General features: G+C 65.5%; 15 protein-coding genes. 9 read left to right on the top strand and 6 right to left on the bottom strand.

Annotated elements, in window-relative coordinates; genetic code table 11:
* Nucleotides 1-220 precede the first annotated feature (220 nt).
* Nucleotides 221-2,206 carry a DNA primase gene (gene dnaG, locus AUL36_RS06805; protein WP_062219237.1) on the bottom strand — a complete coding sequence of 662 codons (1,986 nt, stop codon included), beginning with the start codon at nucleotides 2,204-2,206 and terminating at the stop codon, nucleotides 221-223.
* A 207-nt stretch (nucleotides 2,207-2,413) separates the two neighbouring features.
* Here dnaG and AUL36_RS06810 point away from each other — a divergent pair, with 207 nt between their 5' ends.
* A complete protein-coding gene (locus tag AUL36_RS06810; protein ID WP_058636854.1) occupies nucleotides 2,414-2,725 on the top strand; it encodes a chorismate mutase in 312 nt (103 codons plus the stop codon).
* A 25-nt stretch (nucleotides 2,726-2,750) separates the two neighbouring features.
* Here AUL36_RS06810 and AUL36_RS06815 read toward each other — a convergent pair whose 3' ends face one another.
* Complete coding sequence (locus AUL36_RS06815; protein ID WP_062219220.1) at nucleotides 2,751-3,200, bottom strand: GatB/YqeY domain-containing protein; 450 nt, start codon at nucleotides 3,198-3,200, stop codon at nucleotides 2,751-2,753.
* Nucleotides 3,201-3,639: 439 nt separating this feature from the next.
* Here AUL36_RS06815 and carA point away from each other — a divergent pair, with 439 nt between their 5' ends.
* On the top strand, nucleotides 3,640-4,827 hold the full coding sequence (gene carA / locus AUL36_RS06820) for a glutamine-hydrolyzing carbamoyl-phosphate synthase small subunit (RefSeq protein ID WP_062219222.1): 1,188 nt from the start codon (nucleotides 3,640-3,642) through the stop codon (nucleotides 4,825-4,827).
* Nucleotides 4,828-4,925: 98 nt separating this feature from the next.
* Here the strand turns inward: carA and AUL36_RS24445 are convergent, their stop codons facing one another.
* Nucleotides 4,926-5,063, bottom strand: a complete 138-nt coding sequence (locus tag AUL36_RS24445) for a hypothetical protein (RefSeq protein ID WP_193753500.1) — start codon at nucleotides 5,061-5,063, stop codon at nucleotides 4,926-4,928.
* A gap of 225 nt (nucleotides 5,064-5,288) precedes the next feature.
* Between AUL36_RS24445 and AUL36_RS06825 the strand changes: the two genes are divergently transcribed.
* From AUL36_RS06825 to AUL36_RS06845, 5 genes are all read left to right on the top strand, one after another.
* The gene (locus AUL36_RS06825; protein ID WP_244497062.1) at nucleotides 5,289-5,546 is read left to right on the top strand and encodes a helix-turn-helix domain-containing protein; all 258 of its coding nucleotides are present in this window, start codon (nucleotides 5,289-5,291) and stop codon (nucleotides 5,544-5,546) included.
* Between the two features lie 154 nt (nucleotides 5,547-5,700).
* On the top strand, nucleotides 5,701-9,132 hold the full coding sequence (gene carB / locus AUL36_RS06830) for a carbamoyl-phosphate synthase large subunit (RefSeq protein ID WP_062219223.1): 3,432 nt from the start codon (nucleotides 5,701-5,703) through the stop codon (nucleotides 9,130-9,132).
* Between the two features lie 154 nt (nucleotides 9,133-9,286).
* Nucleotides 9,287-9,760 (top strand): transcription elongation factor GreA, encoded by a 474-nt coding sequence (greA, locus tag AUL36_RS06835; RefSeq protein ID WP_058602298.1) that lies wholly within the window; start codon nucleotides 9,287-9,289, stop codon nucleotides 9,758-9,760.
* A 160-nt stretch (nucleotides 9,761-9,920) separates the two neighbouring features.
* Entirely contained in the window at nucleotides 9,921-10,367 is a 447-nt protein-coding gene (locus tag AUL36_RS06840; RefSeq protein WP_058602311.1) for an HD domain-containing protein, read from the top strand.
* 53 nt (nucleotides 10,368-10,420) lie between these two features.
* Nucleotides 10,421-11,497, top strand: a complete 1,077-nt coding sequence (locus tag AUL36_RS06845) for a glycosyltransferase family 4 protein (RefSeq protein WP_062219226.1) — start codon at nucleotides 10,421-10,423, stop codon at nucleotides 11,495-11,497.
* Here the strand turns inward: AUL36_RS06845 and AUL36_RS06850 are convergent.
* The 3 genes from AUL36_RS06850 to AUL36_RS06860 form a co-directional block, all read right to left on the bottom strand.
* Nucleotides 11,494-12,276: a glycosyltransferase family 25 protein gene (locus tag AUL36_RS06850; RefSeq protein ID WP_062219228.1), complete on the bottom strand. Its 783-nt coding sequence runs from the start codon at nucleotides 12,274-12,276 to the stop codon at nucleotides 11,494-11,496. The genes AUL36_RS06845 and AUL36_RS06850 overlap by 4 nt on opposite strands.
* Nucleotides 12,276-13,673 (bottom strand): TrkH family potassium uptake protein, encoded by a 1,398-nt coding sequence (locus AUL36_RS06855; protein WP_082655674.1) that lies wholly within the window; start codon nucleotides 13,671-13,673, stop codon nucleotides 12,276-12,278. Before AUL36_RS06855 ends, AUL36_RS06850 begins: the two co-directional genes overlap by 1 nt.
* 179 nt (nucleotides 13,674-13,852) lie before the next feature.
* Nucleotides 13,853-15,658: an ABC transporter ATP-binding protein gene (locus AUL36_RS06860; RefSeq protein WP_062219232.1), complete on the bottom strand. Its 1,806-nt coding sequence runs from the start codon at nucleotides 15,656-15,658 to the stop codon at nucleotides 13,853-13,855.
* Between the two features lie 554 nt (nucleotides 15,659-16,212).
* Here AUL36_RS06860 and trxB point away from each other — a divergent pair.
* Together trxB and AUL36_RS06870 are read left to right on the top strand one after the other, a co-directional pair.
* Nucleotides 16,213-17,190: a thioredoxin-disulfide reductase gene (gene trxB / locus AUL36_RS06865; protein ID WP_058636863.1), complete on the top strand. Its 978-nt coding sequence runs from the start codon at nucleotides 16,213-16,215 to the stop codon at nucleotides 17,188-17,190.
* 33 nt (nucleotides 17,191-17,223) lie between these two features.
* Nucleotides 17,224-18,120, top strand: coding sequence for a LysR family transcriptional regulator (locus tag AUL36_RS06870; protein WP_058602293.1), 897 nt, complete (start codon nucleotides 17,224-17,226; stop codon nucleotides 18,118-18,120).
* Nucleotides 18,121-18,161 lie beyond the last annotated feature (41 nt).

The raw sequence follows: 18,161 nt of genomic DNA on the forward strand, positions 1-18,161 counted from the left end.
TGCCGTAAAGAATCGCTTAACCATAGAATGGCGCGGCGACCAACGACCTCATCGATTCCGCCATCCAAAGAGGGCGACCGTCTGTCCGACACTTCGTTTCGACACGTCCGGGCGGTGTTTGTGCCTTCGCCCCGACAAGTCAAGACCCGACAGGACCTCGACGAAAATTAATCGGCATTTCCCATAAGCGAAAAAACGCCCGATCGGATCAACCGGACGATCAAATTCCCTTTGCGGGTCGTCCCGACAAGACGCCAAACCCGTCGATCAAGGCCTCGGTTCCCGCTAGATTGTCGATCTCGCGTTTGATTTCAATGACCTGGGCATAAGCAAGCTCATCCCCTTCGACCGCCAGCGCCTGTTCCGCCGCTTTCAGTTCCCTATGTAGCGAGCGAAATTTGTGATGCAAGTGAAGGGCCTGCCGCACGGCTTCGCGCGCATCCTCCAGGGCAGCTTGGGCGAGAACCGGCCAGAGCCTGACGAGGCGCAATTGGCTTTCGAACCCGTCGAAGACGGGAAGCAGCCCCTGGCGCTCGATCGCCGCCAGCAGTTCTTCGCGCGAATGGTGCAATTCGTCGGCGTAGACATCGATCACCGCCGAGCGCAGCCGCTCCAGATCGCCGCCCGAGAGTTCGAGGTCCGCCAGATAGTCGAAGGCTTCGCGCAGAAGCAGCGGATGATTGATAAAGCCGATCACGATGGAAATCTCGCGCAGCGACGTGGCGGGGCCACCCATCGGACGCAGGAGCTGGCTGCGGCTCAGCCGATCCGACACGGCCGAGCGCCGCGCCGCATGGCCGCCCCCGGTTCCCCCGCCGCCGCCCGAGCCGCCGCGATAGGAGCCTCCGCCCTGCTTCCCGCCGCCCTGCCCCCGTCCGCGCCATTCGCCGGAGCGTCCATAGTTCGAGCCCTGGCTGACCGGAGGCCCGAAGAAGGAGCGCAGGCGATCATCCATGTCGCGCAGATAGTGGCGACGAACGCTTTCGTCCTCGATGCCGCGCACCAGCGTCTTCAGTCGGTGTTCCAGCTCGGCGCGGCGCTCGGGCGTATCGAAGGAACCGCCGGCCGTTTCGCGCATCCAGAGGAGATCGGCCAGCGGCCGGGCGCGGGTCAGAACCGCCTGCATCGCCTCCGCGCCATCGGCCCGCAGGAGGTCGTCCGGGTCCTTGCCCTCGGGCAGCAGCGCGAAGCGCAGCGAGCGTCCGGGCTTGAGGAAGGGCAGCGCCAGTTGCGCGGCGCGATTGGCGGCCTTGATGCCGGCCGCGTCGCCATCGAAGCAGAGAAGCGGCTCGGAGACCGTGCGCCAGAGAAGTTCGAGCTGGCGCTCGGTCAGAGCGGTGCCGAGGGGGGCGACGGCGTGCTCGAACCCGGCCTGATGCAGGGCGATCACGTCCATATAGCCTTCGGCGACGATCAGCGTTCCCGCCCCTTTCGAGGCGCGCCGGGCGCTCGCGAAATTGTAGAGAACATTGCCCTTGTGAAAAATGTCGGTTTCCGGCGAGTTGAGATATTTCGCCGAGACATCCGAGGACAGCGCCCGCCCGCCAAACGCGATCGGCTGTTCCCGCGCGTCGAGGATCGGAAACATCACGCGGTCGCGAAACCGATCGTAGGAAACGGCGATCCCTTCGCCGGACACGACGAGCCCCGCCGCCTCGATCTCCTCGCGCGCCACGCCCTTGCCGGCCAGATATTCTTTCAGGCGGTTGCGCCCTTCCGGCGCATAGCCGACGCCGAAGATTTTCTGCGTCACCGGATTCAGGCCGCGATCCCGCAGATAGGCGCGCGCTTTGGCCCCTTCGCTTTCCTGGAGCGTTTGACGAAAAAAGTCGGCGGCAAGCTTGCTGGCCGCGATCAGCCCGCCGCGCCCTTCCTCGCGCTTTTCCGCCTCGGCATCGCGCGCGGGCATGGGCACGCCCGCCTCGCCCGCCAGCCGCTCCACGGCTTCAGGGAAGCTCAAGCCCTCCAATTCCGTGAGAAAGCGAAAATGATCGCCCGACACGCCGCACCCGAAGCAATGGTAGCGGCCCTTGGCATCTTCGCAGTGAAACGAGGGCGACTTCTCGCCATGGAAGGGACAGCAGGCCCAATAATCCCCACGCGACGGCTGCGTCTTGCGCCGATCCCAGGTGACGCGGCGGCCGATAACGTCGGAAATCGGAATTCGGGCCCGGATCTCATCCAGGAAACTCGGGGAAAAGCGCATGGAGGACATATCGGCCCCCGCAGCGCGGATTGCCATGGGCAGGGCATCTATGCCGGACCTCCCTCCCCCTTTTCCACCTCTATCCACAGGGGGACGGAGACGAAATTCACCCCACTTGGCTCGCTCGGCAGGCTTTGACGACGCGGCCTCATCGGCCTATCCAGCAATCAGGGCGCAGTCTCGCGCTTCCAGCCACGGACGACCGACATGCCAGAGCAGGCTCCCTTGCCGGAACTTCTCAACCTTCGCGACAGTATCGACAATATCGATGCCGCGATCATTCACATGCTGGCCGAGCGGTTCCGCTGCACGCAGCGCGTCGGCGTGCTCAAGGCCGAACATAGCCTGCCGGCCGCCGATCCGGCGCGCGAAGCACGACAGGTCACGCGCCTGCGCGAATTGGCCGCCACGGCCAAGCTCGATCCAGACTTCGCCGAGAAATATCTGGCCTTCGTGGTGAAGGAGGTCATCCGCTATCACGAACTGACAGCCCGCCAATTGGCCGAGCGCGAGGCCTGACGCGCGCGCAACGAGCTCGCTCGCTTCAGCTCAGGAGCGAGCGGACGACGCCGGAGGCCTGCGTCAGGTCGACTTTGCCATCGTAGCGTTCCTTCAACGCGCCAAGGCAGCGGCCGACATCGCGCAGCCCCTTGGAGCCGGTGTCGCTGACGGCCTGTTTGCAAGCCTGCACCATTTCCACCACCGGCAGCCGCGCGGGCAGGAAAGCGCGGATCAGTTCGGCATCCGCGCGCTCGCGGGCCGCATCCTCGTTCCGGCCCTTTTCGGCCAGGTCGTTGGCTGTGCGCTCGCGCTGCTCCACCAGAAGCGAGAGGATGCAGGCGATGTCGCTATCGGGAACCTTGTCTCTGCCGGCCATGCGGCTGGCGGCGTCGCGATCGCGGATCGCGGCGGTGATGAGGCGAAGAAGGCAGCCTCGCCGTTTGTCGCCGGCAGCGCTGGCGTCCTGAAGGGCGGCTGCGATCTGTTCACGCATACGCATCTGTCCTATGTGCGCCCGACGCGGGCAAGCCGCGACCGGTGCGATTAGGCTGATAGGCCCACGCCGAATGGGCTACCATCCTAGTTCGAGAAACTGACCTGAAGGTAAAGGCGATCGGAGCGGCGCGGAGATTGCTGTAGCCTCGGCTGGCCGCAGCGTCATCATCCTGTCGTGGTCCATGAGCTAGATAGCCAGACTGGCCAGCCTGACACATGCACTCTCCGATCCGTGGCGAGGGCGCAGGGTCCGACCTGCGCCGCCGATTTCATAATGCATTAAGTTTTGATCGGTGCGTTTGCAAGGGGATAGCCCTGTTCTCCACCGACAAGAGGGTTGCGTTCGCGCCCCATTGGGGCAATAGAAACGTTCCGGAAGGGCTCGGCCGCGACGCGCGGCCTCGACAAGCCCGATGGATCCCGAACGGAGAGACCCGATGAGCAGCGCGAACTGGCCGCAGAGGAAACCGACTGCCTTGTTGGTGCTCGCCGACGGAACCGTGATCGAAGGCGACGGAATCGGTGCCGAAGGCGAAGCGCTGGGCGAAGTCTGCTTCAACACCTCACTGACCGGCTATCAGGAAATCCTGACCGACCCGTCCTACGCCAAGCAGATCGTCACCTTCACCTTTCCCCATATCGGCAATGTCGGCGCGAACGACGAGGACGTCGAGGATCTCGTTCCTGACAACGCCATCGGCGCGGTCGGCGCGATCTTCCGTGCCGAAGTGTCGGCCCCCTCGAACTATCGCTCGGCCGGCGGCCTCGACGCCTGGCTGAAGAAGCGCGGCGTGGTCGCCCTTTCGGGCGTCGATACGCGCGCGCTCACCGCCCTCATCCGCGAGAAGGGCATGCCCAATGCCGTGATCGCCCACCGGGCAGACGGCGTGTTCGACGTCGAGGCGCTGAAGCGCAAGGCGGCGGAATGGACCGGCCTCGTCGGCCTGGACCTCGCCAAGGAGGCCGCGACGCCAGCCGAGGAAGTTTGGACCGAAGGCCCCTGGGTGTGGAACGCCGGCTATGGCAGCCATTCCGAGCCGAACTACACGATCGTCGCGATCGACTACGGCGCCAAGCGCAACATCCTGCGCCTTATGTCGGGCCATGGCGCGCGGGTCGTGATCGTGCCGGCGACCACCAGCGCGGACGACATCCTGAAGCACCAGCCGGACGGCATCTTCCTCTCCAACGGACCGGGCGATCCGGCGGCGACCGGTGAATACGCCGTGCCGGTGATCCGCGAGCTGGCGAAGTCCGGCATTCCGATGTTCGGCATCTGCCTGGGGCACCAGCTTCTGGCGCTGGCGCTGGGCGGGCGCACCGAGAAGATGCACCAGGGCCATCACGGCGCGAACCATCCGGTAAAGGATTTCACCACGGGCAAGGTCGAGATCGTGTCGATGAACCACGGTTTTGCGGTGGACCCGGCTTCGCTGCCCGAGACGGTCGAGCAGACCCATATCTCGCTTTTCGACGGCACGAATTGCGGCTTGCGCGTCAAGGGCGCGCCGGTCTTCTCCGTGCAGCATCACCCCGAGGCCTCCCCCGGCCCGCAGGACTCGCATTATCTCTTCCAGCGCTTCTTCCAGATGATCGACGATCATCGGGGCGCCAAAGCCGCCTGATCGCGACATCAGCTTCGTCATATGAAAAAGGCGCCGGTGATCTCACCGGCGCCTTTATTCGTTCTGCTCACCTATTCGACACGAACAGAACGCGCTCGTCATGCGAGATGAAGCACTCGCATCAGACGACGCCAGACGGCGCTGACGCCGCAGCTGAAGGTCGCATGACGATGCAGGTCGTCACGCCCCCGGTCGGCTCCGCAGGCGGAGCGGCTTACGATCAGATCGGCCAACATGGCATGTTCCTTTCCTCGAGATGGATCAGCGTTCGATGGCACACAACGCCACACCCCTCGCTTCCACTCCCCATTAAGTACGCACAATGTGCGCCTCGACAAGAGGGAAAATCCGCACGGTGTGCACATTTCATTGCATATGAGGGGAAGTTTGCTAGGACGCCGGGCGGGGCGTTGCGTCAGCTTGCGCCGCCGAGTTTAAGCGAGGCTGAACAGGAGAGAACCATGGGCACGCAGATGGATTCCGACGGATTTCGCCAATGGCGGCGCGACATGGGACTCAAGCAGAAAGATGCCGCGGACCGGCTCGGCCTGAAGAAGCGGGTCATTCAATATTACGAGAAGGGCGACCGGGACGGAAAGCGCGTCGAGATTCCGCGCACGGTGGAACTGGCCTGTTTCGCCCTGTCGCTCGGCCGCGAGCATTATGACGGCCGCGCGTTGCCGCGCTCGGCGGCCGACCTCGCCAAGCCCTCCCGTTAACGGCGATCAAGGAATCGGCTGAAAAGGCCGTTTGTCCCTTTCACCTTGTGCCGGTATTGCCTATAAGCCGGCCTTGACCTTGAATTTGAACGCGCACACACCCCGGCCGCTTGCGGCGCGGGGTGTCGGCGCACGATGAACAGACGGATGAGCCATGCCCAAGCGCCAAGATATCAAAACCATCCTGATCGTCGGCGCCGGTCCCATCATCATCGGACAGGCTTGCGAATTCGACTATTCCGGCACGCAGGCCTGCAAGGCGCTTCGTGAGGAGGGCTACCGGATCGTCCTGGTAAATTCGAACCCGGCGACGATCATGACCGATCCCGATCTCGCCGACGCCACCTATATCGAGCCGATCACACCCGAAGTCGTCGCGAAGATCATCGCCAAGGAGCGCCCCGACGCGATCCTGCCGACCATGGGCGGCCAGACCGCGCTCAACACCGCGCTGTCGCTCAAGCGCATGGGCGTTCTCGACAAGTACAATGTCGAGATGATCGGCGCCGACGCCACCGCCATCGACAAGGCCGAGGATCGCGCGCTATTCCGCGAGGCCATGGCCAAGATCGGCCTGGAAACGCCCAAGAGCTATCTGGCCAACGCGACGGAAGCCAAGGGCGCCGACCGCCTCGCGCACGAGGAGAAGCGCGCGGCGCTGATCCGCGAAACGGTGGACGGCCCCGAGCGCGACGAAGCCCTGCAGGCGCTGGAAAACGAGTGGAACCTCGGCGAGACCGAGCGCAAGCAGCGCTACATGGCGCGCGCCATGGGCGCGGCGGCCGAGGCGCTGGAGCATGTCGGCCTGCCCGCCATCATCCGCCCGTCCTTCACCATGGGCGGCACGGGCGGCGGCATCGCCTATAATCGCTCGGAATTCTTCGAGATCATCGAAGGCGGTCTCGACGCTTCCCCCACCACCGAAGTGCTTATCGAAGAGAGCGTTCTCGGCTGGAAGGAATACGAGATGGAAGTCGTCCGCGATAAGGCGGACAACTGCATCATCGTCTGCTCCATCGAGAACGTCGATCCGATGGGCGTCCACACGGGCGACTCAATCACCGTCGCCCCCGCCCTCACGCTGACCGACAAAGAATATCAGGTCATGCGCAACGCCTCGATCGCGGTCCTGCGCGAGATCGGTGTCGAGACCGGCGGCTCCAACGTCCAGTTCGCGGTGAACCCCGAGAACGGCCGTCTGGTCGTGATCGAGATGAACCCGCGCGTCTCGCGCTCCTCCGCGCTGGCCTCCAAGGCCACCGGCTTCCCGATCGCCAAGATCGCGGCCAAGCTCGCGGTCGGCTACACGCTGGACGAACTCAAGAACGACATCACGGGCGGCGCGACGCCGGCCTCGTTCGAGCCGACGATCGACTATGTCGTCACGAAGATCCCGCGCTTCGCCTTCGAGAAGTTCCCGGGCGCTTCGCCGGTCCTCACCACGGCCATGAAGTCGGTCGGCGAGGTCATGGCGATCGGCCGCACCTTCGAGGAATCCCTCCAGAAGGCGCTGCGCGGCCTCGAAACCGGCCTCGACGGCCTGGACGAGATCGTGATCCCGGGCCTGGGCGAAGGCGACGACAAGAACGCCATCCGCGCCGCGCTCGGCACGCCGACGCCCGATCGCCTGCGCATGGTGGCGCAGGCCCTGCGTGAGGGCGCCACCAAGGAGCAGGTCCATCGCTCCTCCAAGATCGATCCTTGGTTCATCGACCGGTTCAAGGCGATCATCGACCTGGAAGCCAAGATCAAGACCGCCGGCCTGCCGGAGGACGCGGAGAACCTGCGCTTCCTGAAGTCGGTCGGCTTCTCCGATGCGCGCCTTGCCAAGCTCGCCGGCCGGAGCGAAGCCGAGGTTCAGGCGCTGCGCGAGCGTCTCGACGTGCATCCCGTCTTCAAGCGCATCGACACCTGCGCCGCCGAGTTCGCCTCGCCGACCCCCTACATGTATTCGACCTATGAGCGGCCCTTCGCGGGCGAGCTGCGCTCGGAAGCCGGCGTGTCGGACCGAAAGAAGGTCGTCATCCTCGGCGGCGGTCCGAACCGGATCGGCCAAGGCATCGAGTTCGATTATTGCTGCTGTCACGCCGCCTTCGCGCTGCGCGACGCCGGCCTCGAAGCCATCATGATCAACTGCAACCCCGAAACGGTCTCGACCGATTACGACACGTCGGATCGTCTCTATTTCGAGCCGCTGACCGCCGAGGACGTGCTCGAAATCCTGCGTGTCGAGAAGTCGAAGGGCACGCTGCACGGCGTCATCGTCCAGTTCGGCGGCCAGACTCCGCTGAAGCTCGCCAACGCGCTGGAAGAAGCGGGCATCCCGATCCTGGGCACCTCGCCGGACGCGATCGATCTCGCCGAAGACCGCGACCGCTTCCAGAAGCTCCTGCACGACCTGAACCTGCGCCAGCCCAACAACGGCATCGCGCGTTCGGTCGAGGAAGCGCGCGTCATCGTGGAGCGCATCGGCTATCCCGTCGTCATCCGCCCCTCCTACGTTCTAGGCGGGCGCGCGATGGAGATCGTGCGCGGCGACACGCAGTTCGAGCGCTACATGAAGGAAGCCGTGGTCGTCTCCGGCAAGTCGCCGGTGCTGATCGACAGCTACCTGTCGGACGCGACGGAAGTGGACGTCGATTGCCTCTGCGACGGCACGGACACGTTCGTCGCCGGCATCATGGAGCATATCGAGGAAGCCGGCATCCATTCGGGCGACTCGGCCTGCTCGCTGCCGGTCCACTCGCTGTCGCGCGCCATCACCGACGAGCTGGAGCGTCAGACCCGCGACATGGCGCTGGCCCTGAAGGTCGGCGGCCTGATGAACGTGCAGTTCGCCATCAAGGGCGACGAGATCTACGTTCTCGAAGTGAACCCGCGCGCGTCGCGCACCGTGCCGTTCGTGGCCAAGACGATCGGCTCGCCGGTCGCCAAGATCGCCGCGCGCATCATGGCGGGCGAGACGCTGGAAAGCGCTTTCGCTTCCTATGGCGGCAAGCCGGACGTGAAGAACCTCAAGCACATCGCGGTCAAGGAAGCCGTCTTCCCCTTCGCGCGCTTCCCCGGTGTCGACACGCTGCTCGGCCCCGAGATGCGCTCGACTGGCGAGGTCATGGGTCTCGACAAGGGTTACGCTCTGGCCTTCGCCAAGGCCCAGCTCGGCGCCTCGGTCGATCTGCCGCGCGATGGCACGATGTTCGTGTCCGTGCGCGACGGCGATAAGGCGAAGATGCTGCCGACCGTCAAGCGTATGGTGGAGCTGGGCTTCCGCGTTTCGGCCACCGAGGGCACCCATCGCTTCCTCGCCGAGAACGGCGTCGTGGCCGAAAAGGTGAACAAGGTGCTGGAAGGGCGTCCGCATATCGAGGATGCGATCCGCAACCGTCAGGTACAGATCGTCCTGAACACGACGGAAGGCGCCAAGGCGCTGTCCGACTCGCGTTCGCTGCGCCGCGCGGCCCTGATGCACAAGGTGCCCTACTTCACCACGCTGGCCGGCATGGAGGCCGCCGCGCAGGCGATCGCGGCGCTGAAAGCCGGAAACCTTGAAGTCCGCTCGCTTCAGTCTTATTTTGAAGCCGCTTGAGTTACGGGCGAACGTCGCTAAGTTCGTTTGATCATGAATGACCGGTCGGCTGGCATCCCTTGGGAAGCCGGCCGGCTTTTTAATTCCGGCATGCGCCGGACGATGCGAGACGATCCGGCGAGCGCCGGGTGTCCGAAAAGCAAGGGTAGATGGCATGGAAAAAGTGCCGATGACTGTCGGCGGTTTCGAGGCTCTCAAGGAAGAGCTGCGCCGCCGCCAGCAGGAAGAACGCCCCCGGATCATCACCGCGATCTCGGAAGCGCGGGCGCATGGCGACCTGTCCGAGAACGCCGAATATCACTCCGCCAAGGAAGCCCAGAGCCTCAACGAGGGGCGCATCGGCGAGCTGGAGGATCTCACCGCACGGGCCGAGGTCATCGACGTTTCCAAGCTTTCCGGCGACAGGATCAAGTTCGGCGCCACCGTGAAGCTCGTGGACGAAGACACGGAAGAAGAGAAGGTCTACCAGATCGTCGGCGATGCCGAGGCCGATGTGAAACAGGGCCGCATCTCCATCTCGTCGCCCATCGCGCGCGCGCTGATCGGCAAGAGCGAGGGTGACACGGTCGAGGTCGCGGCCCCCGGCGGCGCCCGCTCCTACGAGATCATCGAGCTGCGCTGGGTCTGAGCCGTCGGCCGGGTGATCCGGCTGGGCTTGGCCGGCCTATCGTTGCGAATCCTTGTCGATGCCGCTCGGCTTTCATAGTCTCGCGAGCTGACCGACACGAACCATACCTCGCCGGCCTCGCGCCGGCGAATTGTCAAACAGACTTTGAGTGCCTTTCATCATGCCGACGTCTCTTCTCGAAAAGGCCGAGGCGATCGCCTCGGTCGCACATGAAGGCCAGACCGACAAGCGCGGCCGGCCCTTTCTGGCTCATCTTCGCCGCGTCGCGGGCTGCGTCTGCGGCGAGGACGAGCGCATCGTCGCCCTGCTTCACGACGTGGTCGAAAAAGGCCCCGGCTGGACGCTGGACGCGCTGGCCGCCAAGGGTTTCTCGCCCGAGATCGTCGCCGCCGTGGACGCGTTGACGCGCCGCGAGGGTGAGCGGGAGGAAGAGTTCGTCGCCCGCGCCGTCGCGCTGCCGCTTGCTCGCGCGGTCAAGCGCGCCGACCTCAAGGACAATCTGGAAAGCGCCCGGCAGTTCATGACCGGCCCCGAAGCCGAGCAGCGCGTCGCACGCTACGAGGCCGAGTTGCGCATTCTCGATGACGCCATCCAGGCCGCCGCGTGACATGGACGTCTAGGAACCGGGGACAGACCCCTGCGGCGGAAAGCCGACGCGGAATGTCTGATCCCGGCTCCGAACCTGGCGGCTCGATCCGACGGGTCGAGGTCATCGCGCCCAACTTCAAGCGCCGACTGTCCGGCGTGACCTCCACCATTATCCAGCTCGTTCCCGAACAGGCACGCTCGCTCGGCATTCGCGCGCTCGGCCCCGGCCTCCCCCCCCATCTACCCAAGCTCAGCTGGCTCGCCCTGCCCGGCCTCTGGCAAAAACCGGACGGCCGCCCCTTCCGCATCTGGCACGCGCGCCGCAACGTGGAGATGCTGCCGGGCATCCTCCTGCGCGATGTCCTGCGAATGCCGCTGCGCCTCGTCTTCACCTCCGCCTCGCAGCGTCGGCACACATCCTATACGCGCTGGCTCATTGCGCGCATGGACGCGGTGATCGCCACGAGTTCGCGCACATCGGCCTATCTCGGCGTTCCCAGCACGGTCGTCACGCACGGGATCGACCAGACACGCTTTCGCCCCGCAGAGAGCCGCGAGGCGGCGCGGGGCGCGCTCGGGCTGGACCCCGCACTTCGCACGCTTGGCTGCTTCGGCCGCGTGCGCCGGCAAAAGGGCACCGATCTCTTCGTCGAGGCGATGATCGGCCTCCTGCCCCATCATCCCGGCTGGCAGGCCGTCGTCGCTGGGCGCGCCACGGCGGAGCACCACGGTTTCGAGGCGGAGTTGCGCCAGCGCGTCGAGGCCGCTGGCCTTACATCCCGCATCCTCTTCGTCGGCGAACATCGCGACATCGAGCGCTGGTATCAGGCGCTGGACCTGTTCGTCGCCCCGCAGCGCTGGGAGGGTTTCGGCCTCACGCCGCTGGAGGCCATGTCCACCGGCGTTCCGGTGGTCGCCGCCGATGTCGGCGTCTTCTCCGACGTGGTGACGCCCGAGACCGGCACGATCTTCCCACCCGGAGACCTGCCCGCGCTGATCGCGGCCTGCGAGAGGTGGATGGCGGATGACACGGCGCGCGAGGCTGCGGCCAATGCTACGCTCGCCAAGGCCCGCACCGAGTTTCCGCTCGCGCGTGAGGCGGAGGCGATCAACGCCGTTTATGAGCGCCTGTGGCGCGAAGGCCGTTAACGGAAATCCTCGTCGCGCAACTCCGTCCTGCGATAGGTCGCGGGGCCGAGACGGCGGATATGCTGGCCCGCGAGCCTGATCTGCGTCGCGATCCGCCGGGCGCGGAAAGGGAGATTGGCGAGGGTCAGCGGCAGGTGCCCGCGCGGGGCCTGGATCGAGGTCGAAGCATCGATCGGCGCGCCGCCGCTCCGCCGCTCCCAAAGATGCGCCTGAATGGCCAGCGCCGGCTCGACCTGCCACGCGTTCAAGCCGGACAGCCCGTGCAGGAAGGCATCCACCGGAGCCGCGCCCCGCTCGCCGCGCGCCAGCAGCTTGCGCGCGCCCGCAGGCCAGAGAAGATAGGCCGCCGAGCCCGACTTGTCGCGAAAGACGCGCCGCACGGCAAGCCCGGTCCCCAGGTCCGAAGCCTGCCGCGCCACGAAGCGCCGCCGCTCGAAACTCTCCAGATTGAGAAACTCCGCTCCAGCGAAGGCCGTCAGGTTCGGCAGGGCCGAGGGGAGCTGACGCGAAAGGATCGCATCATCCTCCAGAATGAGCATCGGCCCCCGCCCCTCCGCCACCTCGCGCCAAAGCGCGTGATGCGACAGGAAGCAGCCGAGTTCGGCGCGCGTCAGAGGCCGCTCCCAGCGCCCGTTCAGCCGCGCGGCCAGCGCCTCCTCGATCTCCGCCGCCTCCACCGCGCGTACCCGCTCGAAGGTGAGCCTAAGCCTAGACGCTTGCGCTTCCATGAACGCGCGGCGCTCCGTGGCCCGGTCGAGATTGATGAAAGCGATGCGCATCAATCCCTCCAGAAGCTCGGCGACAGGAGCACGAGCACGGTGACGAGTTCGAGACGGCCGATCAGCATCATGAAGGAGAGGATCCAGAGCGCCGGGGCCGGCAGGAAGGAGAAATTGCCGGCGGGGCCGATCAACTGCCCGAAGCCGGGGCCGACATTGCCGACCGCCGTCAGCGAAGCGGAGAACGCGGTGAGAAGGTCCAGCCCGCAGATCGACAGCGCGGTCGTGCCGACCAGCAGCGACAGGAAGAAGAGAAAGATGAAGATCGTCACGCTTTGAAGCGTTTCGAGCGAGATGTCGTCATGCCCGTATTTCAGCCGCTGCACCGAATGAGGCCGCAGCACGCGCCGGAAATTGGCCCGGACCAACGCATAGAGAATGATGATGCGGTTGACCTTGATGCCGCCCGCCGTCGAGCCCGCGCAGCCGCCGATGAACATGGCGAGAAAGAAAATGCCGATCGCGGCATTCGACCAGAGCGTGAAATCCTCCGACACGAAGCCTGTCGTCGTGATGACCGAGACGAGATTGAAGGCCGACGAGATCAGGGCCTCCTTGATCGACACATTGTTGATGACGATCCGCGTGGCCGCCAGCACGAGCGTCAGCACGAGGCAGATCACGAGGAACAGGCCGATCTGCGGATCGCGCCAGCGCTGAAAGCGGCGCGGCAGGAACAGCCTGATGTAAAGCACGAAGGGCAAGGCCCCCAGAATCATGAAGACGGTCGCGACCATCAGGATCGCGTCGGACTGGTAGAAGCCGAGCGACTCGTCATGGGTGGAGAAACCGCCCGTCGCCAGCGTGGACATGGCATGGTTCACCGCGTCGAAGAGCGGCATGCCGCAGACGTGATAGAGAATGGCGCAGAGCAGCGTCAGCGAGACATAGACCGCGACGATCCCCGCCGACAGCTGGCTCACGCGGGGCAGGAGCTTGCCGGAGCGATCCGAGCTTTCGAGATGGAACAGCGCCATGCCTCCGACGCGCAGCGAAGGGAAGATCAGGAGCGCCATGCCGATGATCCCGATGCCGCCGAGAAAACTCAGGAGCGAGCGCCAGAGGAGCAGTCCGCGCGGCAAGGCGTCGAGGCCCGAGATCGTGGTCGCTCCCGTTGTCGTCAGCCCGGAGACGGACTCAAACAGCGCTGCGGCAAAACCCAGTTGCGGCAGGGCGAAATAGATCGGGATCGTGCCGATCAGACTGCCCGTGCTCCAGATCACCGTGACCAGTAGGAAGCCGAGACGAGGGCTCGGACGGAAGGGCTCGCCGCGCGTCGCGACCGCGATCAGCGTGCAGATGGCCGCGATCACCACCGCCGAGCCGACGAAGACGATCCAGTCCCGGTTCGAGTCGATCACGTCCACCAGGGCGGGGAGCAGCATGGCGCCCGCCAGAACCAGACCGAAGATCGAGGCGACATGCGCGATGGTCCTGAAGATGACGCGGTCCCCCGAAAGCTTCGACGCCCGCCGCCTCCCCTTGCCGCGCGCCCGATGGTGGTCGTTCTACAAGTTGAGACCCAGCCCGGCAACAAAGCGGGCGGGCCTCATATGAGACCCGCCCGCCTCGATCCTTATCCGGCGTCGCGCAGCATGGGCGTTTCGCCCTGCCGCTCCGCCAGCCGGCGATAGGTGCCGCCGGGCAGGCGCATGAGCTTCTCATGCGGCCCGTCCTCCACGATCCGCCCGCGCTCGAACACGAGAATGCGGTCGAGCGCGCGCACCGTGGACAGGCGGTGGGCGATGACGAGCGCCGTGCGCCCGACCATCAAGCGCTCCATCGCCTCCTGGATCAGGCGCTCCGATTCCGAATCCAGCGCCGAGGTCGCCTCGTCGAGGATCAGGATCGGCGCATCCGCCAGGAAGGCACGGGCGAGAGCCACGCGCTGACGCTCGCCGCCCGAGAGCTTGACGCCGCGCTCGCCGACCATCGTCTCATAGCCCTGCGGCAGGCGCTGGATGAACTCGGCGGCATGGGCGAGTTCGGCCGCCGCCTCGATCTCTTGGCCGGTCGCATCCGGCCGGCCATAGGCGATGTTCTCGCGCAGCGTCCGGTGAAACAGGATCGATTCCTGCGGCACGATGGCGATCTGCCGTCGAAGCGATTCCTGCGTGAGCGCGGCGACGCTCTGCCCGTCGATGCGAATGGCGCCATCCGAGATGTCGTGAAGGCGCTGCACGAGCTTGACGAAGGTCGTCTTGCCCGAGCCGGAATGCCCGACCAGCCCCACCCGCTCGCCGGCCCGGATCGTCACATCCAGCCCGTCATAGAGCGGGGTGCCATGCGCGCCGTAATGGAAGCGCACCCGCTCGAACCGGATTTCGCCGCCCGTGACGATGAGCGGCTTCGCATCCGCCGCGTCGGCGATCTCGGGCACGAGATCGTGGAGATCCACCAGTTCCTCCATCTCGTTCACCGACTTTTGCAGGTTGTTCACATGCATGCCGATGTCGCGCAGATAGCCGTGGACCACGAAATAGGTGGTCAGGACATAGGTGATGTCGCCCGGACTCGCCTGCCCCCGCCACCAGAGCCAGAGCGCCACGCCCGCGATCGACACGCGCACCAGCCAGAGCACGGTGGTCTGCACCGTGCCGGACCAGGTATGTCGCATCCAGGTGCGCCGCGTCTCGCGCTGCCACTCGCCCAATGCACCCGACAGGCGTTCGTCCTCCCGCCGCTCGGCCCCGAAGGCCTTGACGACGGCGTTGCAGGCGAGCGCATCGGCCAGGACGCCGCCGACCCGCGTGTCCATCTTGTTGGAAACGCGCGAGGCCGGCGCGACATAGCGCACGGACAGAAGCACGGTCATCGAGACATAAGCGACCGCGCCGAGCGCCATGACGAGCCCCATCAGCGGCCATTGCAGGGCCATGAGCGCCACCGTGCCGACGAGCACCACGGCGGACGGCAGGAGCGCCAGCAGAAGGACGTCATGCAGGAGATCCAGCGCCCACATGCCGCGCGTGATCTGGCGCACCACCGAGCCGGAAAAGCTGTTGGCGTGCCAGTCGGTCGAGAAGCGCTGCACGCGCCCGAACGCGCCTTCCGAGACGCGCCGCATGATACCAAGCGTCATCGGCACGACGGACGCCCAGGCCCAGTGCCGAAACACGAGAAACACGAAGCCGAGCGCGGCCATGGCGCCGAGCGCGCGAAGCCCCTGGCCCAGCGCATCGTCGCGCGACAGGTCGGTGCGGGCCACGGCATCCACCAGCCGCCCGGCGAAGAAGGGCACGAAAATATCGGCGAGCGTCGCCGCGGTGATGGCGAGCCCGACCGTCCAGGCCAGACGGCGCTCGGACCGCCAGTTTCGCATCGTGAAACGAAGAACGGTGCGGATCGCGTCGCCGCGATCGCGTTCGGAAGAAAGAGTCATGGCGTTCCGGCGCGCAAAGCGTCGCCGTCTCCTCGGATGGCCGCGTCGGGGCGCGACGGAAATCGGGGAAAGCGTCAGGTCCGCAGGGGACACAACACGGATGGACAGCCTGTGGCGGGGATCAGACCCGGGACGAAGCTGAAGCCGGGCGAAGCGTCGAAGGATGGCGACGGGCCCCGGCGGGGGAAACGAACATATCACAGATCATGAACTCTCCCCTTTCCAGTGTTGAAAGCCTTGTAAGCGTAGCGAGACGAATCGTCGCCGTCCAGTCGGATTCGTCGAAGCGCGCCCGGTGTGGCGGGCAGGACACAACCTGATGGCCTGCGGATGCAAGCTGGAAACGAAACCGGGTCTCGCTCAGCCTGCCTGATCTCGCCGATTCGATGCCGGAAGCGATCATCCGGCGATGCGTTCGAGCGTAAACAGCCGGAAAACAAGATTTGGGGGGTCCAGTTGGCGGCTCTTTCGGTTGTCGCCGCAACAAGCCTCCCGTATTGATTGAGGGAAGGGCCGGTCCCATGTCCGGCAAAAGCATCAATGCGGGTTTCGCCATGTCTGAGCGTTTTGCCGAAGTTCTCGTGATCGGCTCCGGACCGGCCGGCTATACGGCCGCCATCTACGCCGCGCGCGCCATGATGAAGCCGCTGCTCGTCGCCGGCCTGCAGGAAGGCGGGCAGCTCACGATCACCTCGGATGTCGAGAACTATCCCGGCTTCCGCGATCCGATCGGCGGCCCGTTCCTGATGGAAGAGATGAAGGCTCAGGCGCTGAATGTCGGCGCGGAGATGGCGTCCGATCTCATCGTGGAAGCCGATCTCTCGGTTCGCCCCTTCCGCTTCAAGGGCGACAGCGGCACGGTCTATACGGCCAATGCCGTGATCATCGCAACGGGTGCGCAGGCGCGCTGGCTGGGTCTCGACTCCGAGGCTGCTTTCCAGGGCTTCGGCGTTTCGGCCTGCGCCACCTGCGACGGTTTCTTCTATCGCGGCAAGGATGTCGTGGTGGTCGGCGGCGGCAACACGGCGGTGGAGGAAGCCCTCTATCTCTCGCACATCGCCCGTTCGGTCACGGTGGTTCATCGCCGCTCCGAGTTCCGGGCCGAGCGCATCATGCAGAACCGGCTCTTCGCCAAGGAGAACGTGCGGGTCATCTGGAACAGCGAGGTCGATGAGATCCTCGGCCAGAGCCAGCCGATGAAGTCGGTCACCGGCGTTCGTCTGCGCAACCGCGAAACGGGCGAGTTCCAGGAGATCGCGACGCACGGCGTGTTCGTTGCCATCGGCCATGCGCCCGCCACCGAGGTCTTCGGTGGCCAGTTGCGCCAGAAGGACGGCGGCTATCTCTGGGTCGAGCCCGGCACCACGAAGACGTCGGTCGAGGGCGTCTTCGCGGCTGGCGACGTGGCGGACGACGTCTATCGTCAGGCGGTCACGGCGGCGGGTCTCGGCTGCATGGCTGCGCTCGAAGCCGAGCGCTGGCTTGCGGCTCAGGCTCTGGACGCTGACGCCGCGCGGCAAGCGGCCGAATAAGACCGGAACGGAACAGGGAGCGAGGGGCGGACCATGGCGCTCGACTGGGACAAGCTGCGCATTTTCCACGCAGCGGCCGAAGCCGGGTCCTTCACCCATGCGGCCAATGCGCTGAATCTCAGCCAGTCCGCGATTTCGCGGCAGGTGGCGGCGCTGGAGCAGGAGATCGGCTCCCCCCTCTTCCACCGCCATGCGCGCGGCCTCGTTCTGTCGGAGCCGGGCGAGCTTCTCTATCAAACGGCGAGCGACGTTCTCAAACGACTCGAGAACGTTCGGATGCAGCTCACCGAAACGCGCGAAAAGCCCACCGGCAAGCTGCGCGTGACGACCACGGTCGGCCTCGGGTCTGGATGGCTGACCCAGCGCGCGCAGGAATTTCTCGAGCTTTATCCCGATGTCGAGCTTCAACTCGTGTTCGACAACGAGGAAATCGACCTGACCATGCGCAAGGCCGACGCCGCGATCCGGCTGCGCCAGCCCCAGCAGCCGGACCTGATCCAGCGCCGTCTCTTCACCGTGCACCTGCACGTCTATGCTGCGCCGGCCTATCTCTCGCGCTACGGCACGCCCGAGACGGTGGACGATCTCGACCGTCACCGCATCATCACCTTCGGCGAACCTGCGCCCAACTACCTGCGCAATCTCAACGCACTGGAAACGGCCGGTCTGCCCGAGGGCCAGATCCGGCCGGCCATTCTCCAGATCAACAATCTGATGGCGATGAAATCGGCCATCGAGCGTGGCATCGGCCTTGCCCTGCTGCCGGACTACATGATCGACAAGGACACCAAGCTCGTTCAGGTTCTGCCCGATCTCGATCTCGCCTCCTTCGATACGTATTTCTGCTATCCCGAACAGCTTCGCGATGCCGCCAAACTGAAGGTTTTTCGCGACTTCCTGATCGGCAAGGCCAGAACTTGGTCCTATTGAAGGCTGGATCGCTTGCGGCAGACCGCCGCACAGTGCTATGC

This window comes from Aureimonas sp. D3 (genome assembly GCF_001463805.1).
GTDB classification, from domain to species: domain Bacteria; phylum Pseudomonadota; class Alphaproteobacteria; order Rhizobiales; family Rhizobiaceae; genus Aureimonas; species Aureimonas ureilytica_A.